The organism is Nitratireductor sp. WH36-1 (genome assembly GCF_058725515.1).
The window spans coordinates 3247277-3272739 of record NZ_CM178970.1 but is presented as its reverse complement, the minus strand read 5'-3'; the positions used below and the strand labels follow the sequence as shown (position 1 = coordinate 3272739).

Annotated in this window: 23 protein-coding genes, 1 tRNA gene and 1 pseudogene; 13 read left to right on the top strand and 12 right to left on the bottom strand. The window is 61.2% G+C overall.

What is annotated here, in order from left to right:
• Genes AC4PTT_RS15815 through AC4PTT_RS15790 form a run of 6 tightly spaced genes read left to right on the top strand, consistent with a single transcriptional unit; the run spans position 1 to position 4915 of the window.
• Positions 1 to 978: a branched-chain amino acid ABC transporter permease gene (locus tag AC4PTT_RS15815; RefSeq protein WP_492161608.1), complete on the top strand. Its 978-nt coding sequence runs from the start codon at positions 1 to 3 to the stop codon at positions 976 to 978.
• On the top strand, positions 971 to 1747 hold the full coding sequence (locus AC4PTT_RS15810; protein WP_492161607.1) for an ABC transporter ATP-binding protein: 777 nt from the start codon (positions 971 to 973) through the stop codon (positions 1745 to 1747). The genes AC4PTT_RS15815 and AC4PTT_RS15810 overlap by 8 nt, the downstream gene beginning before the upstream one ends.
• Complete coding sequence (locus AC4PTT_RS15805) at positions 1741 to 2436, top strand: ABC transporter ATP-binding protein (protein ID WP_492161606.1); 696 nt, start codon at positions 1741 to 1743, stop codon at positions 2434 to 2436. The genes AC4PTT_RS15810 and AC4PTT_RS15805 overlap by 7 nt, the downstream gene beginning before the upstream one ends.
• Positions 2437 to 2438: 2 nt before the next feature.
• Complete coding sequence (locus AC4PTT_RS15800; RefSeq protein WP_492161605.1) at positions 2439 to 3329, top strand: alpha/beta hydrolase; 891 nt, start codon at positions 2439 to 2441, stop codon at positions 3327 to 3329.
• Positions 3326 to 4273: a carbon-nitrogen hydrolase family protein gene (locus AC4PTT_RS15795; protein ID WP_492161604.1), complete on the top strand. Its 948-nt coding sequence runs from the start codon at positions 3326 to 3328 to the stop codon at positions 4271 to 4273. Before AC4PTT_RS15800 ends, AC4PTT_RS15795 begins: the two co-directional genes overlap by 4 nt.
• Before the next feature lie 9 nt (positions 4274 to 4282).
• Positions 4283 to 4915, top strand: a complete 633-nt coding sequence (locus AC4PTT_RS15790; protein ID WP_492161603.1) for a flavin reductase family protein — start codon at positions 4283 to 4285, stop codon at positions 4913 to 4915.
• Positions 4916 to 5226: 311 nt separating this feature from the next.
• Here AC4PTT_RS15790 and AC4PTT_RS15785 read toward each other — a convergent pair whose 3' ends face one another.
• Genes AC4PTT_RS15785 through AC4PTT_RS15755 form a run of 7 tightly spaced genes read right to left on the bottom strand, consistent with a single transcriptional unit; the run spans position 5227 to position 13057 of the window.
• Positions 5227 to 6144 (bottom strand): CobW family GTP-binding protein, encoded by a 918-nt coding sequence (locus AC4PTT_RS15785; RefSeq protein WP_492161602.1) that lies wholly within the window; start codon positions 6142 to 6144, stop codon positions 5227 to 5229.
• The gene (locus AC4PTT_RS15780; RefSeq protein ID WP_492162620.1) at positions 6141 to 7601 is read right to left on the bottom strand and encodes an amidohydrolase family protein; all 1461 of its coding nucleotides are present in this window, start codon (positions 7599 to 7601) and stop codon (positions 6141 to 6143) included. Before AC4PTT_RS15780 ends, AC4PTT_RS15785 begins: the two co-directional genes overlap by 4 nt.
• Before the next feature lie 38 nt (positions 7602 to 7639).
• On the bottom strand, positions 7640 to 9106 hold the full coding sequence (locus tag AC4PTT_RS15775) for a M81 family metallopeptidase (RefSeq protein WP_492161601.1): 1467 nt from the start codon (positions 9104 to 9106) through the stop codon (positions 7640 to 7642).
• Positions 9103 to 9654, bottom strand: coding sequence for a TRAP transporter small permease (locus AC4PTT_RS15770; RefSeq protein ID WP_113154417.1), 552 nt, complete (start codon positions 9652 to 9654; stop codon positions 9103 to 9105). Before AC4PTT_RS15770 ends, AC4PTT_RS15775 begins: the two co-directional genes overlap by 4 nt.
• Positions 9630 to 10604: a TRAP transporter substrate-binding protein gene (locus tag AC4PTT_RS15765; RefSeq protein WP_492161600.1), complete on the bottom strand. Its 975-nt coding sequence runs from the start codon at positions 10602 to 10604 to the stop codon at positions 9630 to 9632. Before AC4PTT_RS15765 ends, AC4PTT_RS15770 begins: the two co-directional genes overlap by 25 nt.
• A 30-nt stretch (positions 10605 to 10634) precedes the next feature.
• A complete protein-coding gene (locus AC4PTT_RS15760; protein WP_113154419.1) occupies positions 10635 to 11918 on the bottom strand; it encodes a TRAP transporter large permease in 1284 nt (427 codons plus the stop codon).
• Complete coding sequence (locus AC4PTT_RS15755) at positions 11915 to 13057, bottom strand: NAD(P)/FAD-dependent oxidoreductase (RefSeq protein ID WP_492161599.1); 1143 nt, start codon at positions 13055 to 13057, stop codon at positions 11915 to 11917. Before AC4PTT_RS15755 ends, AC4PTT_RS15760 begins: the two co-directional genes overlap by 4 nt.
• Before the next feature lie 149 nt (positions 13058 to 13206).
• On the opposite strand from AC4PTT_RS15755, the gene AC4PTT_RS15750 reads away from it, so the two are divergent.
• Positions 13207 to 13806: a helix-turn-helix domain-containing protein gene (locus AC4PTT_RS15750; RefSeq protein ID WP_492161598.1), complete on the top strand. Its 600-nt coding sequence runs from the start codon at positions 13207 to 13209 to the stop codon at positions 13804 to 13806.
• Positions 13807 to 13859: 53 nt separating this feature from the next.
• Here AC4PTT_RS15750 and AC4PTT_RS15745 read toward each other — a convergent pair.
• Positions 13860 to 14469, bottom strand: a pseudogene (locus tag AC4PTT_RS15745) (integrase core domain-containing protein); the annotation flags it as partial.
• A gap of 148 nt (positions 14470 to 14617) precedes the next feature.
• Positions 14618 to 14691, bottom strand: a tRNA-Gln gene (locus tag AC4PTT_RS15740).
• A 234-nt stretch (positions 14692 to 14925) separates the two neighbouring features.
• On the opposite strand from AC4PTT_RS15740, the gene AC4PTT_RS15735 reads away from it, so the two are divergent.
• Both AC4PTT_RS15735 and AC4PTT_RS15730 read left to right on the top strand, forming a co-directional pair.
• Positions 14926 to 16260 carry a Ppx/GppA phosphatase family protein gene (locus tag AC4PTT_RS15735; protein WP_297563139.1) on the top strand — a complete coding sequence of 445 codons (1335 nt, stop codon included), beginning with the start codon at positions 14926 to 14928 and terminating at the stop codon, positions 16258 to 16260.
• Entirely contained in the window at positions 16257 to 16976 is a 720-nt protein-coding gene (locus AC4PTT_RS15730) for an RlmE family RNA methyltransferase (RefSeq protein WP_206993791.1), read from the top strand. Before AC4PTT_RS15735 ends, AC4PTT_RS15730 begins: the two co-directional genes overlap by 4 nt.
• Before the next feature lie 13 nt (positions 16977 to 16989).
• On the opposite strand, the gene AC4PTT_RS15725 is transcribed toward AC4PTT_RS15730, so the two are convergent.
• On the bottom strand, positions 16990 to 18408 hold the full coding sequence (locus AC4PTT_RS15725; protein ID WP_206547193.1) for a DHA2 family efflux MFS transporter permease subunit: 1419 nt from the start codon (positions 18406 to 18408) through the stop codon (positions 16990 to 16992).
• 302 nt (positions 18409 to 18710) lie between these two features.
• On the opposite strand from AC4PTT_RS15725, the gene guaB reads away from it, so the two are divergent.
• Entirely contained in the window at positions 18711 to 20213 is a 1503-nt protein-coding gene (guaB, locus tag AC4PTT_RS15720) for an IMP dehydrogenase (RefSeq protein WP_206547194.1), read from the top strand.
• Between the two features lie 56 nt (positions 20214 to 20269).
• Here the strand turns inward: guaB and AC4PTT_RS15715 are convergent, their stop codons facing one another.
• Entirely contained in the window at positions 20270 to 20950 is a 681-nt protein-coding gene (locus AC4PTT_RS15715) for an MIP/aquaporin family protein (RefSeq protein WP_206545781.1), read from the bottom strand.
• 95 nt (positions 20951 to 21045) lie between these two features.
• Between AC4PTT_RS15715 and AC4PTT_RS15710 the strand changes: the two genes are divergently transcribed.
• Entirely contained in the window at positions 21046 to 21459 is a 414-nt protein-coding gene (locus AC4PTT_RS15710) for an MAPEG family protein (RefSeq protein ID WP_113154436.1), read from the top strand.
• Positions 21460 to 21462: 3 nt separating this feature from the next.
• Here the strand turns inward: AC4PTT_RS15710 and AC4PTT_RS15705 are convergent, their stop codons facing one another.
• On the bottom strand, positions 21463 to 22374 hold the full coding sequence (locus AC4PTT_RS15705) for a hydrogen peroxide-inducible genes activator (protein ID WP_113154437.1): 912 nt from the start codon (positions 22372 to 22374) through the stop codon (positions 21463 to 21465).
• A gap of 140 nt (positions 22375 to 22514) precedes the next feature.
• On the opposite strand from AC4PTT_RS15705, the gene katA reads away from it, so the two are divergent.
• Together katA and AC4PTT_RS15695 are read left to right on the top strand one after the other, a co-directional pair.
• On the top strand, positions 22515 to 24020 hold the full coding sequence (katA, locus tag AC4PTT_RS15700; protein WP_492161597.1) for a catalase KatA: 1506 nt from the start codon (positions 22515 to 22517) through the stop codon (positions 24018 to 24020).
• Between the two features lie 132 nt (positions 24021 to 24152).
• Positions 24153 to 25439: an RsmB/NOP family class I SAM-dependent RNA methyltransferase gene (locus tag AC4PTT_RS15695; RefSeq protein ID WP_299936665.1), complete on the top strand. Its 1287-nt coding sequence runs from the start codon at positions 24153 to 24155 to the stop codon at positions 25437 to 25439.
• Positions 25440 to 25463 lie beyond the last annotated feature (24 nt).

Sequence of the window (25463 nt, the reverse complement as noted above, 5' to 3'; positions counted from 1 at the left end):
ATGTCCAAATTCGACCGTTTCACGCTGACCGGCCTTGTCATGCTGATCCTGCTCATCGTCGCGCCCTTCGTGGTGGCGCAGACGGGCTGGCATGGCGGCCTGCCGCTCCTCACCCGTATCGTCATCTACGCGCTGGCGGTGGTCAGCCTTGATCTGATCATCGGCTACGGCGCGCTGGTGAGCTTCGGCCACGCCATGTTCTTCAGCCTCGGTGGCTATGTGGTGGCGGTCCTCGCATACCACACGAATATGGGTGACACGATCTTTGGCTGGGAGGGCAGCAATTCGGCGCTTGTCCTCTGGCCGCTGGCGCTTCTTGCCTGTGCGCTGCTCGGTCTCGTGATCGGCTATCTGGCGCTCAAGACACGCGGCGTGCAGTTCATCATGATCACACTCGCCTTCGCCCAGATGGTTTATTTCATCCTCGTTTCCCTGCAATATTATGGCGGCGATGACGGGTTGATGATGGACATGCGCAACGCCATGCCCGGCATCGATCTCGATGACCCTTTCGCGTTCTATTATCTCGCCCTCGGCCTGCTCGTCGTTTGGGTCGTATTCTGCCGTTTCATCGTCAATTCGCGTTTCGGCATGGTGTTTCAGGGACTGCGGCAGAGCGAACGCCGCGCCGTCAATCTTGGCGTCAACCCGCTGCCCTTCCGGCTCACGGCCTTTGTAATCTCTGCCGTCGGCACAGGGCTCGCCGGCGTGCTGTGGGCAAATTATGCCGAGTTCGTCACGCCCGATATGGCCACCTGGGCGAAGTCCGGCGAGTTCATGGCCATTGTTACGCTGGGCGGGTTGGGCACGCTTCTCGGCCCCATCGCGGGTGCTGCCGCCTTCATCGGGCTTGAACAGATCCTCACCATCTGGACCGAACACTGGATGATCGTCATGGGCCCCATTCTGGTGCTGATCGCACTGTTCGGCCAGCAGGGGATGCTTGGCCGCTTCCTGAAGGGAGGACGCCATGACTGATGGAGCCGCAATCAAGACGGGCGAGGCAATCCTTTCGCTCGACCACCTGCACAAGGCATTTGGCGCACTCAAAGTCACCGACGATGTCACACTCGATGTGCGCAGCGGCGAAATCCACGCTCTGATCGGGCCGAATGGCGCCGGCAAATCCACGCTCATCGCGCAGATCTGCGGCGAGCTGCGCTCGGATGCGGGCCGTGTCGGATTCAAGGGGCGCGACATCACCGATCTGAGCGCCTTCAAACGCTCCCGGCTTGGGCTCGGACGCTCTTTTCAGACGACGCAGCTATGTCTCGAATTCAGCGTGCTCGAACACGTCATCCTCTCTCTCGATTGCATGGAAGGGGGATCGTTCAATCTCTTCACCAATCCGCGCGATGATGCCGCGCTGCGTGACGAGGCGATTCATTGGATCGGCAAGGCAGGGCTGGCGGGACGCGAAAACCGGCAGGTTGCCAATCTAGCCCATGGCGAGCGCCGCCAGCTCGAACTCGCGGTGGCGCTTGCGCGCAAGCCGCATGTGCTGGTTCTGGACGAGCCCATGGCCGGCATGGGGGCGGAGGAATCTGCCCGTATGGTCGACCTGCTTCAGGAACTGAAGGGCGAATACCCCATGCTCCTGGTCGAGCACGACATGGATGCTGTCTTCACGCTCGCCGACCGTATCAGCGTACTGGTCTATGGCCGCGTGATCTTTACCGGCACGGTGGAGGAGGTGCGGCAGAGTGCGGAAGTGCGCAGCGCCTATCTGGGAGACGAAACATGCTGAAAGTAACCGGGCTCGAAGCGGGATACGGCGTTAGCCAGGTGCTGTTCGGTATGGATTTCGAAGTGCCGCGCGGTTCGGTGACTTCGCTGATCGGCCGCAACGGCATGGGAAAGACCACGACCATCCACACCATTCTCGGAATGGTGCGCGCGCGCGGCGGCGACATTCAGCTTGAAGGCGAGAGCATCACCGCCCTACAACCCAACGCCATCGCCCGGCGGGGCATCGGGCTGGTGCCTGAGGGGCGGCGGGTCTTCCCATCGCTCACGGTGGAGGAAAACCTGGTCGCCACATCCCGGCCCGGCGGGGCGGATGGCTGGACCCTTGAACGCATCTACGATCTCTTTCCGCGCCTGAAGGAGCGGCGCGGCCAGTTTGCGGCCACGCTTTCTGGCGGTGAGCAGCAGATGCTGGCCGTGGGCCGCGCGCTTCTGACCAATCCCGCGCTCCTGATCCTCGACGAGGCGACGGAGGGGCTAGCACCCGTGATCCGCGCCGATATCTGGGCGACGCTGCGCCAGCTAAAGGAAGTCGGACAATCGATCCTCGTGGTCGACAAGAACTTGAAAGAAATGGCTCCGCTGGTCGACCGGCACCACATCGTCGAGAAGGGCAGGGTGGTCTGGCAAGGTTCGCCGGAGGAGCTTTCGGCCAATGACGACCTCGCCCATCGCTATTTGGGGGTATGAAGATGGATGCAGCCTCACCGCTCTATCGGGGCATGGACCAGCCGACGCTGGAGCGTGAATACAATGCGCGCGAAAGCGTTGCCTCCTACGAGGCGGAACACGCCCGCTACGTTGCCGAGAGCGAACGCGTCCGGCAAGGTCATGTTGCCAAACGCGATATTGTCTATGACCGGCAGAGCGGCGAGATGCTCGACCTTTATCCGGCGGGCGAAGGCAGCCCCGTCTTCCTGTGGATTCACGGTGGCTACTGGCGCGGCGGCTCGAAGGATGACAATGCCTTTGCTGCCGGCGGTCTGACGGCGCACGGCATTTCCGTCGCTGTGATGAATTACACGCTGGCGCCTGAGGCCGGTATTGGCGAAATTGTGCGTCAGGTGCGAAGCGCCGTCGCGTGGCTCAGAAAGAATGGTGCGGAACACGGCCTCGATGTAGGGAAAATCCATGTGGGCGGCTCTTCCGCCGGCGGCCACCTTGCGGGCATGGTGCTCGCCGATGACTGGCTTGATGCGTTCGATCTGCCGCCGGGTGTGATCGGCACGGTTCTCGCGCTGAGCGGGCTGCACGAGCTTTCTCCTTTGCAGCACACGCAAGTGAACGGATGGATGCGGTTTGACGCGGCCTCGATCGCCGAAAATTCGCCCATTCGCCGCATCCCCAAAAAATCGGGTGCGCGGCTTATCGCTTCGGTCGGCGGGCTGGAAACCGGCGAGTTCATCCGTCAGACACAGGACTACGCAGCGGCCTGGCAAGCTGCTGGTCATGCAGCGCGGGTGATCGACATGCCGTCGCACAATCATTTCAATATTGCGCTCAGCCTTTGCGAGCCCGATGGAGTTCTGGTTGAGGCCGTGTGCGCCTCGATCGTCCGAGATGCTCAGGGAGAAACCGTATGAAATCGTTCAAGGCAGCCGTTGCACAGACGGCGTCCAATCCCGTCGACGCGCTCGCATCCGCCGAAAAGGCGGCAGCCATCATTCGCGAGGCGGCGGGCCAAGGGGCGGAACTCATCGTCTTTCCGGAAGCGTTTCTCGGCGGCTATCCCAAGGGTGCTTCCTTCGGCGCTCCCATAGGCATTCGCAAGCCTGAAGGCCGCGCGGCGTTCAGTGATTATTATGAACGCGCCATCGATCTGAACGGTGAGGAAGTCGCCGCGATAGCCGGGGCAACGGCGGAAACCGGCCTCTTTGCCGTGGTGGGCTGCATCGAGCGTGACGGCGGCACGCTTTATTGCACGGTCTTGTTTTTCGATGGGGAGAAGGGGCTTGTCGGCAAGCATCGCAAACTGATGCCCACTGCCAGCGAGCGCCTGATCTGGGGCTTTGGCGACGGCTCCACCATGCCGGTTTTCGAAACCACGCTCGGCCGCATCGGCGCCGTGATCTGCTGGGAGAACTACATGCCCATGCTGCGCATGCATATGTATAGCCAGGGGGTCAGCCTCTATTGCGCGCCCACCGCCGATGACCGTGACACGTGGCTCCCCTCGATGCGGCACATTGCGCTGGAAGGCCGCTGCTTCGTTTTGAGCGCCTGTCAGCACATCACGCGCGGCGCATTTCCCGACGATCATGAATGCGCGCTGGGAGATGATCCCGATACCGTTTTGATGCGTGGCGGCAGCGCCATCGTCGACCCACTTGGAAACGTGCTCGCGGGTCCGAATTTCGAGGGCGAGACGGTGCTTTACGCCGATATCGACATGAGCGCCGTGGCGCGCGGGAAATATGATTTCGATGTGACAGGCCACTATGCGCGCCCCGATATCTTTCAGCTCAGGGTTGATGACCGTCCCAAACGGGCGGTCTCAAACATGAGCGATGAACCCTTGAGTGAATGACGCCATCCCATGCGCTTCAAGCTTGACGAACTCGACCCGCAGATCGGCTACAAGGTGATGACGGCAACCGTCACGCCGCGCCCCATTGCCTGGGTGACGAGCCTGTCGCCGCAAGGCGTGGTGAATGCCGCGCCTTACAGTTTTTTCAATGTGATGGGGCACAGACCGCCCACCGTCGCCATCGGTGTGATGGCGGATCCGGATCGCGGCTTCAAGGATACGGCGCGCAATATCGTGGGCGGTGGCGAGTTCGTCGTGAACCTCGTGCCAGAGCATCTGGCGGAGGCGATGAACATCACATCGATGGACGCACCGGAGGATATCAGCGAACTCGAATGCGCGGGACTGACGGCCTTGCCCGGACAGCAGGTGGCGTCGCCGCATATCGCCGAAGCGCCGGTATCCTTCGAATGTGTCAGCCACAGCGTTCTTGTCACCGGGGCCCATCAGGCACTGGTGGTTGGCCGGGTCGTGGAAATCCGTGTCGCCGACGATTTCGTTCTAGACGCCGAGCGCGGCCATATCGACACCCCGGCGCTAGGTCTCATTGCCCGAATGCACGGGCGCGGTTGGTATGCGCGCTCGAGCGACACGTTCCAGGTCGACCGCCGGAGCTATGCCGACTGGCTTGCCAAGCGATAGCGTTAGAAGAGCATGTCGCGTTAACCTGCTTTTGGCGCTGCCGGAAGAGAGGGGGCGCATGTCCAATAGCGGGCCTTTCTTCGATGGATACATAAAGCACAACGTCTCTATTCAGACCAAGCGAATAGCGAGGTCTACGCAGCGCACCCCATTTTGACCGGACAGCCAGCATAGCCGATAAGGCATAGGCATGCACCTGTGGGTACGACTATGCCCAAGAGTTCCGAGGTTCTCAACGGAGAAAGAGGATAGCATTTGTCGGGTAGTCTGATGCCGTGTTGGGGACAATTTACGTGGCTGTGGCAGGGGCTTTAGACGTCAGGTGCACTCATTCGCAGCTCGTTTAGTTTGCGCAATACTGCGTCGGCGTCGAATGTGTTGCGTTCCCCAATGAGTATCAGCCTGCAGCCTTTCTCCTGATCCCATGGTGCAGAGGATAGGGTGGCGCGTTTTCCAACGAGCTGGAAAACATGCCTGCCGTGTCGACCTGCAAAGCTTAGAAGGCCTTTGCCGCGCAGCGCGGTGTCGGAGATCCATAAAATCGCTTCTTGAAAGGCGTGCAGATCCAGGGGGGCTTCGAACTCCCACTCCACGTGGAGGAACCGGCCGTCATCCTGGAGGTCTGCTTCCAGCATCGCGCGGGGATTGTCGTCTTTAATGAAAAGGGCGCTCAGCGGGACGGGTGCATCATCCATGTCGAGGATGCAGTTTTTTCCGTATGAGGCCAGATCAGCGCGAACCGCCTTCAGTTCATCGTCCGAGCATTCCGCAGTCTTAGACAGGAGCAGGATATCAGAGCCCCGCAGCTGTGCCTGCCAAAGCGGGTCATCTGCACGCCAGGCCGAATCGGGAGCGTCAACAACGCCGATCACGGTTTCCAGACGTGCTTCCTTCCAGATGACCGGATCCATGAGCGACTGGACGATGCCGGCCGGGTCCGCGACGCCACTCGCCTCAATCATGATTAACTCGGGTTTCAGCGTGCGGGACAGAACCACCTTGAGTGTGCGCATGAGATCGCCCTGCAAGGAGCAGCAGATGCAGCCGTTCTTCAGGCCAATAACATCCTCGCTCGTCTGGGCGAGCAGTTCGGCGTCGATGTTGATCGAGCCGAAGTCGTTGACGATGGCCGCGATGCGCAGCTCGTGATCTGCCTGAAGCAGCCGATTAATGAAGGTCGTCTTGCCTGCGCCCAGAAACCCGGTAACCAGAAGAACAGGAACACTCACGGCATCTCACGTCGGATCGGCTGTCCGGGCGCAGCGCCGGTGTCCAATTCCCCGTTCAGAATAACGAACTGACCGTTGACCAGGAGCTGCCGAACACCTTCCGATGGTCTGTTCATCGCATTGAATTCTGCCCTGTCCGTGAGGGTCTCAAGATCGAAGACCACAATGTCCGCGTCGCAGCCTTCCTGAAGGCGCACCTTTTTTGCGATCTGCGGGGCGCAGCGTTCGATTACCTTGCCGGGCAGGATAGTGCATTTGGCCAATGCATCCATCAAGGACATGGTCCTGCGTTCGCGGACATGTTCCCGCAGGAACCGGGTAAAGGTTCCGGACGATCTGGGATGAGCGGAGAGATCATCGGGTAGCGGCCATTCGAGGCCTTCGTAAATACTGCCGTCTTCATTTATCCAAGGCATGGCATCCGAAGCGATGGAACCACCGGGGTAGGTGACCGACAGGTCAAGAAGACGGCGATGCTCGTCATTGGCATCCACATCCAGAAAGTGCCACATCACCAGATCCGTAGGAGATGTTTCTCTGGCCCGGCGCATATCTTCTCGCCCGGTGAAGCGGTGATGATTGCGGATCAGTTCGATGTTCGAGTAGTTGCTTCCGGTGCGTTTGACGAAATCGGGTTCCATGAAGAACCCTGCGCTGACCACGGTCGCACCGGTGCCATAAGGATACGCCTCTGTCGTGACCGGTAGATTCTGCTCCTGCGCCTTGCTGACCAACTCGACCACGCGCTCGATATCCATCAACGAGGTTGAGTTAAGGTGACAGATATGCATGTGCGCTCCGGTAGCGCCGGCCAGCCCTATCAGGCGGACATAACTGTCGACGGAGCTTTTCGGGTCGATATTGCTTAGATATGCGATGTGCGTGAAGGTCGGCGTCCCGTACTGAAAGGCGAGATCGCAGATATCCGCCATCTCCTTCACCCCGGCACCGGGGGCGTAGCCGTTGGGCAATCCGATGCCGATAGCCCCTTCATCAAGCCCCTGTCGCACCAGGGAAACGATCTCGTCCGTCTGCTGGGCATCGGCAGCTTCCGTGGACCAGCACATATCTTCCGAACCGGCACCCATCTGGTCGATTGGATGCACATCTGCATCGAGCTCGATTGCGCGGAAGGCGACCTTGCGTGCGAATATCCAGGCGGCAGCAGTGCCGTAATTCAGTGCACGGGGCAGCGTGGCCTGTCTTTCATACCATCCCGCTACCGGCAGCGCGCCGACTTCGAGCTCCAGAGTGGTAGTCACACCATCAAAGGCCTGCATCCGGTCTGCGGCTACGGATTGCCCATGAGCATGCAGGTCGAGGAAACCGGGTGCCACGATCAGTCCGGTGGCGTCGATTTCGCGGGCAGCGTTACCTTCGAAATGTCCAATTCTGGCAATCTTGTGGGCTGAAATCGCCACGTTGCAAACCCTGTCCAATCCGGTTTCAGGGTCCATCACGCGACCGTTGCGCAGTATGATGTCATAGGTTTCGGTCACGGTGCGACGTCCTTTTCGGCAAAGGGGGTTTCCGTCTTGGGCCAGAAGTTTCCGTCCCGCCTGGTGTAGGGCACGATGGTGTAATCCGGGGTGATCGCACCGGGCGTTGCCAGATGTATGACCTCCGCTGCAATGGGCGCAAACCCGTCATAGAAATGTTGCGACGACTTCACGACCACATATTTCATTTTGGAGAGGTCGATACCCAAATTCTCGAAAGCCTCTGGATGGAAGGTCTGCGTGCGCAGCGTGTTGATCACGATATGAACACCGTCAGCTTCCAGCCAGACGCAGTCGCCCATGTTCATTTCTGCTGTACCCAAATGCTGTACGGCGTTGGTGACGATCCCGCGCACGGTCACTGTCAAGTCCACCGGGTCTCCCGACATCGGCCCGATCTTCCCGCCCAGGCGTACAGCCATTTCAGAACCGACCCCCGCGTCCATGCACATGGCGACCAGAACCGGGTCCCAGAATGTTGCGAACGCGATATCCCTGAGGCCACGTTCCAGTGCCGCCCGCAGGACAAATGTCGAATCTGAGGGTGCGCCGCCACCCGCATTGTCCGCGAAATCGGCAAGGACAACCGGATTGGTATCAAGCTTCACCGCCAGATCAAGACCATCCTCCATGTTGGGGAAGCGTCGCAGATCGCCGCGCATCGCCCAGAGCTCCTGTCCGAGTTCTCTGGCGCGACGCTCGGCCAGGCTGGCGTTCCCGTCTGCGATGACCAGCGTACGGGTGCCGCAGCGCGGGCTGTCTCCCCATGGGAAACCGTGCACCAGTGAGACGGAGAGAATGCCGTCCTTGCCCTCCATGGCGGACATGCGGTCGACGTAGCCGCGGATAGGGTCGAAAGGGGTGTGATACATCGCCATCATGCGGCAGTCGTAGTCCCGCATGACCGGTATCACCCTGCCTGCAGCAGCCTCGGCACAGAGTATGAAAAGGTCTTCCGCCCGTTCGACAACATCGACGTGCGGGTATTCCTTGTAACAGACAATCGCGGTCGCATTGTCCAGCATTTGGTTCGTCAGGTGACAGTGCGGGTCAAGCTCCAGTCCTATGATGGCGTCGGGACCCACGATTTCCCGCACACGGGCCATCATGTCGCCTTCGCAATCGTCGTAGCCTTGCGCGATCATTGCTCCGTGCATGGACATGAGGACGATGTCGACCGGCATGGCCGCACGCAAGTCGCTGAGGATATCGTCACGCATCGTCTCGTATACGGCGCGCACAGTCGGGCCTGCGGGTTGTGCATACGTGCAAAGCCCCTCGACAACCTCCCAGCTTCGAGCCTCTGCCATTGCACGCCAACGGGTCACAGCCGCCGCGTAAAGCCCCGCCTCACCGCGAGACGCGGACTTGGTGTAAAGGTGTTCCTTGAACCCACTCCAGCCAGTGGGGATAGGCGAAAAAGAATTGGTTTCCGTCGCCAGCGACGCCATGAAAAGTTTCATTCTTTGTTCCCGAAATTTGCCAGCGCAGTCGCAATATCCGCCAGAACATGGAAAAGGATCACCGCAAAGGCCAGGGGGATTGCAATGCCGAACACCACCATGGGCAGATCCATTGTCTCGGTCTGTCGACCGGCGAGGCGCGCGATATAGCTCCGTGCCGGGTTGGCACCCAGCCCCATAAAGCTGAACCACAGAATAGGCAGGATGAAGCACAGCACGCCGAACGAGCGTGTAAGAGAAAACGCCAGCCCCCGAAACCCGGAGGCTTCCAGTGCATCTGGAAACAGATTGGGGTCGCGACGAAACCGGTAGGCGCAGGACGCACCCAGAAGTCCGCCCCAGACCATCGAAAATCTTGCAAGCTCCTCCGTCCAGATGGGAGGCTGGTTCAAGAGGTAGCGGGCGATCACCTGCCAACCGGCTGCGGCAAGCATGATTGCCACAGCAAGTGTTGCGCCAAGAAGTGCAAGTCGGTTCAGACGCCAGGAGAACCAGTTCAGCCCGTCCGCGATCGCCGTCACTGTCAGCGCCCCACCGCTTTGTTCCATGCCTCCAGAGCGCCTTCTGGCATATCCGTTGAATCGTAGATGGGCTGACTGGCTTTACGGAATTTTGCGCGTTCCTCAACCGGAAGTTCGATCACTTCGATCCCGGCTTCTTCCAGCTGCTTCAGAACGGCCGTGTCGTCAGACACCAGCTTGCGATTGGCTTGGTGAGCCTTCTCGACCGCCTGCTGGACGATTTCGCGCTCTTCGTCCGTAAGGCTCTGGTACCAGTCTTCTGACGCAATCGCGACGCGCACAGACTGGCTCAGTCGCGCGTTGGTGAAATAATTGATGAAGGCCGTATGTCCGTAGGTCACTGGCACGAAGGCAGGGTTGATATAGCCTCCGGCGACACCGGTCTGCAGCGCGTTTGGCACCTCCGACCAGGAGACAATCGTTCCTTTCGAGCCCCATTGCTCAAAGGTGTTGATCTGCACCTCATCGAGCGCTCGCATGCGAACGCCTTTGATATCGTCGAAGGTGCGGATCGGAACCTCCGTGGTGAAGATGCCCGTGGGGGTGCCGGTCATCACAACGTCCAGTATGCGAACACCTTTGGGTGTCGTGCCTTCGTTCATCCTGGCCAGCATTCCGCCTTCGCCAAGCGCCTTGTCCAATTGTGCGAGATCTTCAAAGAAGTAGGGCATCATCGCGCCGAAGATCGTTCCATCCAGTGTGCCGGCAGATTTTGCGTCCGACATCGATACTTCGAGCAGGCCCTGGCTGACCTGATCGAGACGTTCAGCTTCTTCTCCCAGGGAGTTCCGCTCGAACTCCACGGCTTCTATGCCATTTTCATTGAGATATTCGCCAAAGGTGTGGGCCCACATGTATGTTCCGGAATTTTCCAGATCCGGTGGGCTGTCAAGGGCGATCTTCACTTCCGCCACGGCCGGAAATGTCAGCGCGAGGCTAACTGCCGATGCCTTGAGGACGTTGGTCAGTTTCAGCATGGTATTCCTCCCAGTGAATTGGTTCTTGCATCACTCCCAAAGTCCCAGGGTTCGGGGCAGCCAAAGGCTGATCTCCGGGGCGTAAACAAGCACTCCTAATACAATGATCTCTGCAATGATGAAGGGAACGACGGCGCGGGCCAGCTTCCAGTAATTGACACCCGTGACCGTCGACACGATCAGGAGGCAGCCTCCTAGCGGAGGGGTTACCAGGCCGATGCACAAGTTGAAGCAGATCATGATGCCCAGATGGACCGGGTCAGCGCCGTTGGCCAGGGCGACAGGGGCCAGAAGGGGTACGAGAAGCGCCAGTGCAACTGGCACGTCCATGATCATGCCTGCCACTATGAAGAGCAGGTTCATCGCGATCAGAAACCCGATCGGCCCAAGCCCCATTTCCTCAACCAGTCCTGCGATGGCCTGAGGGATGCGTTCCAGCGCGGCCAGATGGCCGAAAGCGGCGACAGCGCAAAGGATCATGAAGATCGATCCCGTCAGAACGGCACATCGTGAAAAGCTCTCCCAGATGTCCTGGCGCGTGAGCGGCGAATAAAAGAAGGCAGCGATTGCAGCTGCGAACACGGCGACTGCTGCTGCTTCCGTAGGCGTCATCCAGCCCAAGATGATCCCGCCGACGATGATTAGCGGCAGGCATAACGCCGGTATCGCAGCAACAATCGCTGGCAACAAAGGTCGCGTATCAGACTTCTCGACGCGCGGATGATCTTCACGCCATGCGTACCACCCGTTCACGACGAACAGCGCGGCGGCAAGGAGCAAGCCCGGAACGATGCCGGCCACAAAAAGTGCCGCCACCGAAGTCTGCATCAGGGCACCGTAGAAGATCAGGATGATCGACGGTGGCACGATTGGACCGATGATGGATGAGGCTGCCGTGACAGCTCCCGCGTACTCTGCCGTATAGCCTCGTTCGCGCATTTCCGGAACGAGCGTGTTGGAGAGTGCCGCTGCGTCAGCGACAGCCGAACCCGAGATGCCTGCAAAGAACACGGAGGTCATGATGTTCACATGTCCCAATCCTCCGCGCAGGCGCCCGATCAACGCCATTGAAAGGTCGATCAGTGACTTTGTGACGCCGCCGCGGTTCATCAACTCGCCGGCCAGAATGAAGAGCGGCATCGCCAGAAGCGAGAAAACGCTGATCTGCGAAAAGACCTTCTGTGGCAGGACTGCCAGATAGCGGGTGTTGTCGGTCAGAATGAAGGTCATCACAGCCGCGCCGCCGATGACGTAGGCCAGTGCCAGCCCAGCAGCCAACATTGCAATGGCAACTATCGGGATGAGCCAGATCATGCCGAATACGCCATGCGGTCGGGCTTGATGCAGAGAGGGTCAAGTCCCTGATCGAGAATATGGGCCGGAAGGGTCGTGCCCTGCACCAGGGCGGTTGCCAACTCCGCTGCCGCAGGAGCGGACTGGATGCCATACCCTCCCTGTCCTGCCATCCAGAAGAAGCCGGGCGCCACCTTTGAGTAACCTATTACCGGCTCCTTGTCCGAAACGAAGCTGCGCAGCCCCGCCCATTTGTTGTCGATCCGACGAATATCGAGATCGAAGGCCGTCATGATCCGGTCTGCGCAGATTGCGACGTCAATCTCCTCAGGCTGCGCATCGCACGGAACCGTCGGCGTCTCGTCGGCTGGTGAGATCAGCAGGCGTCCTGCATCCGGTTTGAGGTAGAACTGTTCTTCGACATCGATAGTGATTGGAGCATCGCGACGCGTGAAACCTTCCGGTTCGGCCACGACCATTGCAGTGCGCTGCTTCGGAACGAGCCCGATGCGCTCAGCGCCGGCGAGTTGGCCGATCTCTTCCGCCCAGGCGCCGGCGGCATTAATCACCAAAGGCGCGGTGAGAGTGCCGATCTTTGTTTGAATTTCCCAGTCATTGCCGATGCGCTCAAGCGCCTGCACCGGCGCATTGTTTAGAAGCTGGCCGCCGCGGGCCTTGAAAACGCGCAGAAATCCCTGATGGAGCGCGGCAACATCAATATCCTGGCCATCTTTATCCAGCATTCCGGCTGCTGCGTAGCCCGCTCGTACGAGGGGTTGAAGCGCTCTTAGCGCCTCAGGAACCAATCGTTCCACTCTTGTCTCGCTGGATGCCGTGTCGATCAGTCTGTCAAGCGCCTCCAGCTGATCCTCCCTTGCGAGCATCAGGATCTCTCGCGGGGTCAGAAGCGGATTGTCCGTGAATCCGTCTGGAGGGGCGCCGAAAAAGCTTCGGGAAGCCCGGGTCAGGGCACGGACGCTTTGCGGACCGTAACTGGGGGCAAGCACGGCAGCGGATCGCCCGGTCGTGTGGTATCCCGGCTGTGCCTCCATTTCGACCAATACCGTCTGCATGGTTCTTGAAAGCCCGGCGGCCACAGAAGCGCCTGCAATGCCTGCACCGATGACGATTGCGTCTGCTGAAACGGAGCGATCCGGCATGTAGTGTTAGCCCTTCCACAGCTATTCCATTGCCCCAACGCTATCGAAGAATTTTCGGAAATCAACAAAAGTTTTCCTATGCGAAAATAATTTCCAATCGACTGGAGGCTTGATACAACCATCTGAGATTGAAGGAGGAACACCGGCTCATGACCACCACCCAGGCACTGGGGGCACGGCTCAGACACTTGCGCAAGTCCCGTCAATTGACGCTCAGTGACCTTGCTTCACTCTCGGGCGTTGCCGTTTCCACAATCTCCAAAATTGAAAATGGCGCGCTTTCCCCGACGCTGGACAAAGTCCTGCGCCTGGCGGAGGGGCTTGACCTGACAATCGGGCAGTTGATCGGGGATGACAAAAGCGAGAAGTCGTCGCCCAATAGCCGCTTCGCACCGTCGAGGGATGGCGATGGTGTTGTGATCGATACCAAGAACTATGTGTACAGATATCTTTGTGGAGAGTTGACCAACAAGAGAATGGTTCCCATTCACGCGCGCATCAAAGCATCATCCATCAAGGAGTTTGGCCCGCTGGAGAAGCATGGCGGCGAAGAGTTTCTGGTCGTTATCGATGGGGAGGTCGTTGTGCATTCGGAGTTCTATGCACCTGTGAGGCTGGGACCTGGCGAGAGCATCTATCTCGACAGCACAATGGGGCATGCCTACGTCAATGCAGGGGATCGGGACGCCGAGGTTTTTTGCATCTGCACGGAGCCGTTACGGGTTTCAAAAGACACTGAGGCTGAGTGACGCGCACCCCGTTTTTGGACCGGCCCGAACCGGAACTTCCGGGGGGGGCTAGCTCAGGCGGCAGGATGTGCCGATGAGCCTTTCATGAGCGATATCGGCGGCTTGTTGCCGATTGCGCTGTGCGGGCGGACATTGTTGTAGTCCTTACGCCATTCCTCCATTTTCGAGCGGGCGTCGTCAAGCGTCAGGAACCAGTGCGCATTGAGGCACTCCGTCCTGAACTTGCTATTGAAGGACTCGACGAACGCATTGTCCGTGGGCTTGCCCGGACGCGAATGTCGAGATCGACGCCACGCTGATAGGCCCATAGGTCAAGATCACGGGAGATGAACTCCGAGTCCTGGTCAACCCGGATCGTCTTCGGGTAGCCGACCAGCCGACATGTCCGTTCCAGCGTCGCCACGACATCTTCTCCCCGGTAGCCGTAGCGCACCCGCGTTGCCGTGATCTCCTTGATCCTTGCCTTCAAGGCAGCCTCGTCGCCACGTTTCGACTTGTAGTGATAAAGCGAGGTATCAACCCTCAGGCAGGCGCAGGCACGACGGATCGATACCTTCCAGTCCTGACGAACCTCATCCACAAGAAGGCGGCGGCGAGCAGGCTTCAGAGCTTTTTTGCAAGAACGTCCTGCAGCATGGCCTTGTCGAGTGTCGGGTCGGCAACGTCCAATGAGTCTGGTGAGACTGCGGGCCATTCCGGCCTCGGTTTGGGCGGGGAACACTGTCTCCGTCTGCCCGACGGCCGCGCAAGCCGCTGCAATGTCACGCAAAACAGCGCGATAAAGCGGTGACTGTCAATGTTTGGGAAGAAATGGCTGGGGAACCTGGATTCGAACCAGGACTAACGGAGTCAGAGTCCGTGGGTCTACCGTTAACCTATTCCCCAGCGGGCGGCGGTGGCCGCTTTCGACACGCTATTTAACAAGCTGAATTTCATAGTCAAGGGCACATGCGTATTCAATTTCGCGATTGCGCAATTTTCTTCGTAATCATCGAACAGTGCGTTTCAGGCAAACACCGCTATTGGTGAAATCGACGCCGGCTGATACGTTGGCGGCAACTAAACGAAATAAGCTGCCTGACGCGCCCCCGAGGCTTGCGCGGCGGCGAAGGAATAGCGGTGGAAAACCACGACCACGGCGATGTTTCGCCGGTTGAGAGGGTCGTCCGGGATGCCGCGTCGGATGGGGGATCAACCCTCGGCTTCGACGATCGGTCGGCCGGCCCCTCTGCATGCAGGGATGGTGCGTCTGCATCATCCGGCAGCGCGGATGTGCGCGATGGCGATGAGCCCGTGCGCAAGCGGAAGCGCAGAAAACGGCGGAAACGCCGGGCTTTCGTGCGTGATGCGCAGGAAGGCGTCGCCGCACAGGAAGCGCCCCAAAGCGAACCCAAAAAACCAAAACGCCCGCAACAGGCCCGTCGACGCGAATCATCGCAGGAAAGCCAGCGCGCCTCCTATGCGGCGCTCGATCTGGGCACGAACAATTGCCGGCTTCTCGTGGCGACGCCCACGCGGCCGGGATATTTTCGTGTCGTCGACGCCTTTTCGCGAATCGTTCGCCTGGGCGAGGGGCTTTCGATCGAAGGCCGTCTGAGCGACGCTGCCATGGATCGCGCGGTCTCGGCGCTCAGCGTCTGCGCCGACAAGCTCGGCAATCGCCGGCCCAAGCGCATGCGGCTGATCGCGACGGAAGCCTGTCGCTCGGCGCAGAATGGCGCGGCCTTCATCGAGCGCGTGAAGAAGGAAACCGGGCTCAGGCTCGAAATCATCGACCGGCAGACCGAGGCCCGCCTGGCGGTGGCCGGTTGCAGCACGCTGGTCGAGCGTGGCACGGAAGGCGTGGTCCTGTTCGACATTGGCGGCGGCTCGTCGGAAATCGCGCTGGTGGACATTTCGCGCCACCGCACGCCACGGCTCGCCGATCACATCGTCGCCTGGACATCGTTGCCGGTGGGCGTGGTGTCGCTTGCCGAACGCTTTGGTGGACACCATGTGACGCCTGAGAGCTTTGCTGCGATGGTCGATGCGGTGAGCGAGATGCTCGACCGGTTCGATGATGGCGGGCGGCTGGCGCAGGTCGCTGCCGGCGGGCGCTTCCACCTGATCGGCACGTCCGGAACGGTGACGACGCTGGCGGGCGTTCATCTGGGGCTGGCGCGCTATGACCGCCGTCAGGTCGACGGTCTTTGGATGGAGCGGGACAATGTGGACCGCATGATCGACACGCTGCTTTCGTGGGATTTCGAGCAGCGCAAGGCCAATCCCTGCATCGGCGCGGACCGGGCGGATCTGGTGCTTGGCGGCTGCGCGATCCTTGAGGCGATACGCCGCCGCTGGCCCTCGGAACGGCTGAGAGTGGCCGACCGGGGCCTGCGCGAAGGCATGTTGAGTGAAATGATGGCGGCCGATGGCGCTTGGCGTCGCCGGCGGCGGACGGGACGGAGTGCATGACCAAGAAACCGGCAGGCAAGAGCGGTGGCGCACGCGCGCTCAAGACGCGCATCAAGAAGACCAAGCTCAAGAATTCGTCGCGCCGCTGGCTCGAACGCCATCTGAACGATCCCTATGTGCACAAGGCGCAGGCCGAGGGCATGCGTTCGCGCGCGGCCTACAAACTGACCGAGATCGATGACCGCCACAAGCTCCTGTTTCCGGGCGCGCGGGTCATCGACCTGGGGGCGGCTCCCGGTGGCTGGTGTCAGGTGGCGGCCGAGCGCGTCAACTCGACGCCGGAGAACCCGCTGGTGGTCGGTATCGATTATCTGGGCATGGATGCGGTGCCGGGCGCCATCGTTCTGGAAATGGACTTTCTGGATGATGATGCGCCAGAGCGCCTGATGGAGACGCTTGGCGCAGAGCCGGATCTGGTGATCTCCGACATGGCCGCGCCGACAACCGGGCACCGTCAGACAGATCATCTGCGCACCATGCATCTGTGCGAGACGGCGGCGGATTTCGCCCTGTCAGTGCTCAAGCCCGGCGGCCACTTCCTTTGCAAGGCCTTTCAGGGCGGTGCGGAAACCGGCCTGCTCGATCAGCTGAAACGCAACTTCAAGTCGGTTCATCATGTGAAGCCGCAGGCCTCGCGGGCGGAATCGGTGGAGCTTTATCTGCTCGCCAAGGGCTTCAAGGGCCGCAAGAAGGAAGAACCTGAAGAGGAAGCGTAAGGCGCAAAACGCCTTACTCTGCTGCGGGAGCCGGCGTCGCTGATGCGGCGCTTCTGCGGCGTTTGTGGCCCGACACCCTGCTGCCCGTCTCTGGCGGGAGGCTGAGGAACGGAATGGCCGCCAGTGCTGAAAGACCAGCCACGATCAGGAAGGCGTTGAAGAACGCATCGATGCCCAGAGCGGTGCCGGTAACAAGCGCGGTTGCCTCAAGAATGCCGCCGCCCACGGCCACGCCCATTGCAATGCTCACCTGCTGGAAAGCCGCAGAAAGCGTGGCGGCCTGACTGGCCTCCCGGTCGCCGAGCTCTGAGAATGTGAGCGCGTTGGATGACGTGAAGAAGAGCGAGCGCAGAAGGCCGGAAAACACCAGAACCGTGATGATGGTCCAGTGCGATGTCTGCGGCGTGAAGAAGGCGTTGACGCCGATGCTGGCCGCACCCAGCAGGGATGCGGTGACCAAAACGACGCGGAAGCCGCCAAGGCGCAGCGCCGTGCTGGCGATGAATTTCATGGCAATGGCCCCAAAGGCTGAAGCGAAGGTCAAAAGGCCGGACTGGAAGGGCGTGAGCCCGAACACGACCTGGAACATCAGCGGCAGCAGGAACGGCACTGCGCCGACGCCGATGCGGAAGAGCGAGCCGCCGATGATCGACGAGCGGAAGGCGCGGTTGGCGAACAGGCCGAGATTGAGAACCGGATGCGAGGTGCGCCGTGCATGACGCACGTAAAGCACGGCTGCAAGCGCGCCGATGAGCACGGTGCAGACACCCACGATCGGCGGCAGGGCGGGCAGGCTGATGACCGAAAGGCCGAACACCAGACCGGAGGCGGCGATGCTTGAGAGCATGAAGCCGATCGTGTCCAGCCGGCCGGTCTCCTGTTTGGGAAACTCCGGCAGCACGCGGCCCGAGACATAGATGCCCAGAAGGCCGATGGGCACATTGATCAGAAAGATCCAGTGCCAGGAAAAATAGGTGGTGATGAAGCCGCCCAGCGGCGGGCCGGCCACGGGGCCGATCAGCGCGGGGGCGGCGAGCCACGCCATGGCGCTGACGAGCTTCTCGCGCGGCACGGCGCGCACCAGCACCAGCCGTGCGACGGGCGTCATCATTGCGCCGCCCATACCCTGCAGGAAGCGCGCCATAACGAACGAAGCCAGCGAATTGGAAAAGGCGCAGGCGATGGAGCCGATCACGAACACGCCGATGGCGATGCGGAAGACCCGCTTTGCGCCGTAGCGGTCGGCCATGAAGCCGCTGATGGGAATGAAAATCGCCAGCGAGACGAGATAGCTGGTCAGCGCGAGTTTCAGCGTGACCGGGCTGGTGTCGAGGTCGGCAGCGATGGCCGGCAGCGAGGTGGCGATGACGGTGGAATCCATCTGCTCCATGAAGAGCGCGACGGCGAGTATGAGCGGCAGTGTGCGGTTCAAGGCTTTATGTTCCTGTGCCGGTCTGTCGCGGGAAGGGGCCGCGGAGAGGGGGAATTGTGGGCAGACCGGATCAGCGTTGGAGGCTTTAGCACGGCGCGTGCGGCCTGTCCTGTGGCAGTGGCGGAGCTGTGTTGGTGCTGTCATGTCATGTGGACAACAATTGTTACGCTTACAAAGCACCACCTTTTCAAGTCGGCGCTGACGTGGTACCAGCCAGCGCCAATCCTGAAAGGGAATCACACAGACGAGGCCTTGCTTTTGAGTGGCGAGGTCGCGTGTCCTCTTATTCCAAAGGGTCGGCCATGGCTAAAATCATCGAGACTGCAACCGGCGCCGAGGCGCTTACTTTCGACGACGTGCTCCTGCAGCCCGGCCACTCGGAAGTGATGCCCGGCCAGACGGACGTGCGCACGCGCATTGCCGGCGACATCGATCTCAACATTCCGATCCTTTCCGCCGCCATGGATACGGTGACGGAAGCGCGTCTCGCCATCGCCATGGCGCAGGCCGGCGGCATCGGCGTCATTCACCGCAACCTCTCGCCCATCGAGCAGGCCGAGGAAGTGCGCCAGGTCAAGAAGTTCGAGTCGGGCATGGTGGTGAACCCCATCACAATCGGCCCTGACGCAACGCTGGCCGAGGCGCAGGCGCTGATGCGCGCCCATGGCATTTCGGGCATTCCGGTTGTCGAGAATGGCGGTGCTGGCGGTCACACAACGGGCCGTCTTGCCGGTATCCTGACAAACCGCGACGTGCGTTTCGCTTCCGATCCCGAGCAGCGTGTGCGCGAGCTGATGACGCATCAGGATCTCGTCACCGTGCAGGAAGGCGTGGCTCAGGACGAGGCCAAGCGCCTTCTCCACCAGCACCGCATCGAAAAACTTCTCGTGGTTGATGACGCGTCCAACTGCGTCGGCCTCATCACCGTCAAGGACATCGAGAAGTCGCAGCTCAACCCGCATGCTTCCAAGGATGCGCAGGGCCGTCTTCGCGCCGCCGCCGCAACCAGCGTCGGCGAGGATGGTTTCGAGCGCGCCGAGCGCCTGATCGATGCCGGCGTCGACCTTCTGGTGATCGACACCGCCCACGGCCACTCCCAGCGCGTGCTCGACGCAGTGGCGCGGGCCAAGAAGCTCTCCAGCAATGTGCGCATCATTGCCGGTAACGTCGCAACCGCCGAAGGCACACAGGCGCTCATCGACGCCGGTGCGGATGGCGTGAAGATCGGTATCGGGCCGGGCTCCATCTGCACCACGCGCATCGTCGCCGGTGTGGGCGTGCCGCAGCTCTCGGCCATCATGTCGGCGGTGGAAGTGGCGGACAAGGCGGGCGTTTCGCTGATCGCCGATGGCGGCATCAAGTTCTCCGGCGATCTCGCCAAGGCGCTTGCCGCCGGTGCATCGGCGGCAATGGTTGGTTCGCTGCTCGCCGGCACGGATGAAAGCCCGGGCGAGGTCTACCTGCACCAGGGCCGTTCCTACAAGGCATATCGCGGCATGGGTTCCGTTGGCGCGATGGCGCGCGGGTCGGCGGATCGCTACTTCCAGGCGGAAGTGCGCGATACGCTGAAGCTCGTGCCTGAGGGCATCGAAGGCCAGGTGCCCTACAAGGGACCGGCTGGCGGTGTTCTGCACCAGCTCACCGGTGGCCTGAAGGCGGCCATGGGTTATGTCGGCGCGGCCAATCTGGAAGAGTTCCGCCGCAAGGCGACCTTTGTGCGCATCTCCGGTGCGGGCCTGCGTGAAAGCCACGCGCATGACGTCACGATCACCCGTGAAAGCCCGAATTATCCGGGCGGCGTGTGAGCGCTTCAGGCATCTACGCGTTTGGAAAAGGGCCGCTCAGGCCCTTTTTTATTGCGTCAGGCGCGCTCCAGGTATCCTGTTCTTCCCAGAATGCCGGCGAGGATCGCCCCGGTAAGCGGTGCGGCGATGAACAGCCAGAGCTGGTTCATCTCGCGCGCGCCGGCAAACAGGGCGGGGCCGATTGAGCGCGCGGGATTGATGGACGTGCCCGTCACCGGGATGAGGCACAGGTGAAGGACCGCGAGCGTCAGTCCGATCACCATGCCGGAAAGCGCGGTGCGGTGTTTCTTCGCGGTTACCCCCAGAATGACCGTCACGAAAATGAAGGTGCCGAGCGCTTCAAGCGCGAAGGCGGTGGGGGTGGGGTAAAGTCCGGCGGATTCCCAGCCGTTTGCGGCGCGTGAAACGGGAGCGACCGCGTTGTTGCCCTGGGCAATGCCCCAGAGGGCTGCTGCAGCGAGCGTTCCGCCGACAATCTGCGCCAGAATGTAGGGAAGCACGTCGCGGGCCGGCATGCGGCCCGAAAGGAAAACGCCGGCGGTGACCGCCGGGTTCATATGCGCGCCGGAAACGGGGCCGATGGCATAGGCCATGGCAATGACGGCAACGCCGAATGACAGGGCGATGCCGATGCCGCCCAGCGGCAGAAGATTGCCGAATCCCCCGGCGATGATGCTCGCACAGCCCAGAAAGACGAGGCAGAACGTGCCGAAACACTCGGCGGCATAAGCTTTCATGATTCGATCCTTGCAATGTGGGCAACCTTGCAAAGGCTCTGGATTTAGGAGCTGATGGGGAAATCAGGATTCACAGTTCACACAGGGGGAAGACCATGTCCCAGACCGCCATTTTCTGGCCGATGATCGCGCAGGTGGCGCTGGTCTATGCGGTTTATCTGCTGATCGGCATGCGGCGGAAGAAGGCGGTGGAAAGCGGCAGCGCCACGGTCTCGCAGTTTCGCGAAAACCGCGATGAGCCGGCGGAAAGCCTCTATGTGCGCAACAATCTGGCCAATCAGTTCGAGCTGCCGGTGCTCTTTTATGCGGTCTGCCTGGCGCTGTTCGTGACCGGGGGTGCCGGTGTGGCGGCGGTCTCGCTGGCCTGGGTCTTCGTTCTGTCGCGCTGCGGTCATGCTTATGTGCATGTTACGTCGAACAGGATACGCCACCGCCAGCCGCTGTTTGTTCTGGGGTTCTTCGCGCTCGGCGCAATGTGGCTTCTGCTCGCCCTGCGGCTGGCGATCTGAGGTTCAGCCGCGCGCCAGAAGCGCCGTGTGAGCCTGCAGGATCGCCTCGTGCAGGGCCGCGAAATCGGCCTTGCGCGGATTGGACTTTCGCCCGGCCAGGCATATGCTGCGGGAAGGGCCGGGGGCGAGAAACGGCAGCACGCTGACGGAGGGCAGGAGCTTTGCCGAAGCGCGCGCCATTTGCGGTATGAGGGTCACGCCCATCCCATGCGACACCATGTGCAAAAGCGTCGTCAGGCTGGTTGCGCCGAAGGTCTCCATGGTGACCGGTTTCACCTTGCCGCAGATTTCCAGCGCCTGTCCGCGCATGCAGTGCCCGTCTTCCAGAAGCATCAGCCGTTCGAGCGCCATGCTCTCCTGCGCCACGGGCGGGGCAAGGCGTTCGGCGTCTTCGCTCGGCACGGCGAGATAGAAGGGATCGTCAAAAAGCGCTTCGGGCAGCAACCGGTTGTCATTGATGGGCCGCGCCGCGATCATCGCGTCGAGCCTGCCGGTCGCCGTGTCCTCGGCCAGCGTCTCGGTAACCGCCTCGCGCACCTCAAGCCGCAGTTTGGGAAACCGCTGTTTGAGCAGCGGCAGAAGCTCGGGCAGCAGGTAAGGCGCAATCGTGGGGATGACGCCAAGGCGGAAACGGCCTTCAAGCGCCTGGCGCTCGCGCCGGGCCTCGCCCTCCAGCTCCCGGATCTCGGAGAGAATGCGCACCACGCGCGGAAGCAGCGTATGAGCCTCGGCGGTCAGGCGCACGGCCCCGCTGCCGCGTTCGAACAGCTTGAAACCGAGCTGCGCCTCCATTTCGGAAATCTGCGCCGAAAGGGCAGGTTGGGTCACGCCGCAGCTCGTGGCCGCGCGTCCGAAATGAAGCGTTTCGGCCAGTCGCTCGAAATACTGCATCTGTCTGATGGTGAGGCGTATCATAACTTCAGATTATCGCATCGAATATGAAAGACAATTGGAATTTATGAGGCGGCGTGACTACCTTCAATTTGTTCCAAGCCATGCCGCAGTCCAACCGGCAACCGGTCAGGCACCGGAGAGCAAGCAAGGGAGTATCTTTCATGGCAGACAAACCCACGATGACCACGTCCGCTGGCGCCCCCGTCAGCGACAACCAGAATTCCGTGACTGCGGGTGAGCGCGGACCGGTTCTCCTTCAGGACTACCAGCTCATCGAAAAGCTTGCGCACCAGAACCGCGAACGCATTCCCGAGCGCGTGGTGCACGCCAAGGGCTGGGGCGCGCATGGCGTGCTGAAGATCACCGGCGACATTTCGAAATACACCATCGCCAAGGCGCTGCAGCCGGGCGCTGAAACGCCGATGCTGGCGCGCTTCTCCACCGTTGCGGGCGAGGCGGGCGCAGCCGACGCCGAGCGCGACGTGCGCGGCTTTGCACTCAAATTCTACACCGAGGACGGCAATTGGGACCTGGTGGGCAACAACACGCCCGTCTTCTTCGTCCGCGATGCGCTGAAATTCCCGGACTTCATTCACACGCAGAAGCGTCACCCGCGCACCAATCTGCGGTCGCCCACGGCGATGTGGGATTTCTGGTCGCTGTCGCCGGAAAGCCTGCATCAGGTGACCATCCTCATGTCCGACCGCGGCCTGCCGGTCGCGCCGATGTACATGAACGGCTACGGCTCACACACCTATTCGCTGTGGAACGACAAGGGTGAGCGCTTCTGGGTGAAATTCCACTTCAAGACCATGCAGGGCCACAAGCATTACACCAATGCCGAGGCTGAAGACGTGGTCGGCAAGACCCGCGAAAGCTATCAGGAAGCTCTGTTCGGCACGATTGAGCGCGGCGAATTCCCCAAGTGGAAGGTGCAGGTGCAGATCATGCCCGAGGCCGATGCGGAGAAGACCGAGTACAATCCGTTCGATCTCACCAAGGTATGGCCGCACGCGGACTATCCGCCCATCGACATCGGTGTGATGGAGCTGAACCGCAACCCGGACAACTACTTCACCGAGATCGAGAACGCGGCGTTCTCGCCCTCCAACATCGTGCCGGGCATCAGCTACTCGCCGGACAAGATGTTGCAGGCGCGCATCTTCTCCTACGCCGATGCGCACCGTTACCGGCTGGGCACGCATTATGAGACGATCCCGGTGAACCAGCCGAAATGCCCGGTTCACCACTATCACCGCGATGGCGAGATGAACACGTTCGGTGGCATCAAGACCGGCAACCCGGATGCATTCTATGAGCCCAATTCCTTTGGCGGTCCGGTGGAAAGCCCGGCTGCGAAGGAGCCGCCGCTCAGGATCTCGGGCGATGCGGATCGCTACAACCACCGCATCGGCAATGATGATTACGGCCAGCCGCGCGCGCTCTTCAACCTCTTCGACGAGGGCGAGAAAAACCGGCTGTTCTCCAACATCGCCGCCGCCATGGGCGGGGTGCCGGGCGAAATCATTGAGCGCCAGCTCGCGCATTTCGACAAGGTGCATCCCGATTACGGGAACGGTGTGCGCAGGGCGCTGAAGGAAGCGCACGGCTATGAGGCCAATGCGGTTCCGGTGACCGGCAAGACACCGCAGCACGCTGCGGAATAGAAAACCGGCAAAAGGCTCGGATCAGTACCGGGGATAAGTGACGGGCGTGGAGCGATCCACGCCCGTTTCACTTGTGCAAATGGCCTGTACCGGCTAGCTGTTCGCCATTCGGGTAACCGGCAAAGGTAAGACATGCGACTTGGCGGACGGCTGGCTGCGGCCATTGAGATTCTGGACGATATTGACCGGCGCTACAGGCCGGCAGCGGATGCGCTGAGAGACTGGGGACTGTCCCACCGTTTCGCTGGCTCCAAGGATCGCGCCGCCATCGGCAACATTGTTTACGATGCGCTGCGCCGCAAACGCTCCGCCGGCTGGATTTTTCAGGAAGAAACGCCACGCGCGCTGGCCTTCGGCGCTCTGCTTTTGCAGGGCGATTGCACGCCGGACATGCTCAACGCCGCGCTGGCGGAAGACAGTTTCGCGCCGCCGCTGCTCTCCACCGATGAAATTGCCCGCATTGCGGATCACCCGCTTGATGCCGCGCCCGATGGCGTGCGTGCGGAAAGCCCTGAATGGTGCGAGCCGCTTCTGAAACGCACCTGGGGCGATGACTGGGTGGCGGAAGCCGCAGCGCTTTCGGAACGCCCGCCGCTCGACATGCGAACCAACACGCTCCGGGCGACGCGCGATCAGGTGGCGAAGGCGCTCGCCAGCGCCGGGGCGCTGCCCTGCGATCTCGCGCCTCAGGGCCTGCGCGTTCCGGCCATCGAAGGGCAGGGGCGGCATCCCAATGTGCAGTCCGAGCAGGCTTTCCGCGATGGCTGGTTCGAAGTGCAGGACGAGGGATCGCAGATCGTCGCAGAGCTGACGGATGCGACATCGGGCATGCAGGTGCTCGATTTCTGCGCCGGCGCTGGCGGCAAGTCGCTCGCCATGTCGGCAGCCATGGGCAATACCGGCCAGATCCACGCATTCGATGCAGACAGGAAACGGCTTGCCCCCATCATCGACCGGCTGAAGCGGGCAGGGTGCCGCAATGTGCAGGCGGTGGCGGATGAGGCTGCCCTTGCGCCCTTCGAGGGACGGCTCGATCTGGTCGTGGTCGATGCGCCCTGCACCGGGGCCGGCACCTGGCGGCGCAGGCCCGACGCCAAATGGCGGCTGGGTGAGAAGCAGCTGGAACAGCGTCAGGCCGAGCAGGCCGAAATTCTCGCCAAGGCCGCGCGTTTTGTGCGTCCCGGCGGTCGTCTCGCCTACATTACATGCTCGGTTTTTGCCGAAGAGAATGAAGATCAGGTCCGCGCCTTCATCGAGGCAAATCCGGCGTTTCGCCCGGTGGACCATGAGGCGCTCTGGGAAAGGCACTTCCCCGGCAAGGCGGCCAGGGCAAGAATAGACCAGGCGACCGGCATCGCGCTTTCGCCCCACCGCACTGCAACGGACGGTTTCCACTTCGCCGCTCTGGAGCGCGTCTGAGAGAGGCCGGAACCGCGGCACAGG

Coding starts and splice junctions, on each gene's coding strand:
- AC4PTT_RS15705 (WP_113154437.1), bottom strand. CDS start 22,374: ATGATACGCCTCACCATCAGACAGATGCAGTATTTCGAGCGACTGGCC.
- AC4PTT_RS15775 (WP_492161601.1), bottom strand. CDS start 9,106: ATGAAACTTTTCATGGCGTCGCTGGCGACGGAAACCAATTCTTTTTCG.
- AC4PTT_RS15715 (WP_206545781.1), bottom strand. CDS start 20,950: ATGAAAGCTTATGCCGCCGAGTGTTTCGGCACGTTCTGCCTCGTCTTT.
- AC4PTT_RS15730 (WP_206993791.1), top strand. CDS start 16,257: ATGACCAAGAAACCGGCAGGCAAGAGCGGTGGCGCACGCGCGCTCAAG.
- AC4PTT_RS15760 (WP_113154419.1), bottom strand. CDS start 11,918: ATGATCTGGCTCATCCCGATAGTTGCCATTGCAATGTTGGCTGCTGGG.
- AC4PTT_RS15695 (WP_299936665.1), top strand. CDS start 24,153: ATGCGACTTGGCGGACGGCTGGCTGCGGCCATTGAGATTCTGGACGAT.
- AC4PTT_RS15770 (WP_113154417.1), bottom strand. CDS start 9,654: ATGGAACAAAGCGGTGGGGCGCTGACAGTGACGGCGATCGCGGACGGG.
- AC4PTT_RS15780 (WP_492162620.1), bottom strand. CDS start 7,601: ATGGACCCTGAAACCGGATTGGACAGGGTTTGCAACGTGGCGATTTCA.
- AC4PTT_RS15755 (WP_492161599.1), bottom strand. CDS start 13,057: ATGCCGGATCGCTCCGTTTCAGCAGACGCAATCGTCATCGGTGCAGGC.
- AC4PTT_RS15800 (WP_492161605.1), top strand. CDS start 2,439: ATGGATGCAGCCTCACCGCTCTATCGGGGCATGGACCAGCCGACGCTG.
- guaB (WP_206547194.1), top strand. CDS start 18,711: ATGGCTAAAATCATCGAGACTGCAACCGGCGCCGAGGCGCTTACTTTC.
- AC4PTT_RS15750 (WP_492161598.1), top strand. CDS start 13,207: ATGACCACCACCCAGGCACTGGGGGCACGGCTCAGACACTTGCGCAAG.
- katA (WP_492161597.1), top strand. CDS start 22,515: ATGGCAGACAAACCCACGATGACCACGTCCGCTGGCGCCCCCGTCAGC.
- AC4PTT_RS15805 (WP_492161606.1), top strand. CDS start 1,741: ATGCTGAAAGTAACCGGGCTCGAAGCGGGATACGGCGTTAGCCAGGTG.
- AC4PTT_RS15795 (WP_492161604.1), top strand. CDS start 3,326: ATGAAATCGTTCAAGGCAGCCGTTGCACAGACGGCGTCCAATCCCGTC.
- AC4PTT_RS15790 (WP_492161603.1), top strand. CDS start 4,283: ATGCGCTTCAAGCTTGACGAACTCGACCCGCAGATCGGCTACAAGGTG.
- AC4PTT_RS15765 (WP_492161600.1), bottom strand. CDS start 10,604: ATGCTGAAACTGACCAACGTCCTCAAGGCATCGGCAGTTAGCCTCGCG.
- AC4PTT_RS15710 (WP_113154436.1), top strand. CDS start 21,046: ATGTCCCAGACCGCCATTTTCTGGCCGATGATCGCGCAGGTGGCGCTG.
- AC4PTT_RS15810 (WP_492161607.1), top strand. CDS start 971: ATGACTGATGGAGCCGCAATCAAGACGGGCGAGGCAATCCTTTCGCTC.
- AC4PTT_RS15815 (WP_492161608.1), top strand. CDS start 1: ATGTCCAAATTCGACCGTTTCACGCTGACCGGCCTTGTCATGCTGATC.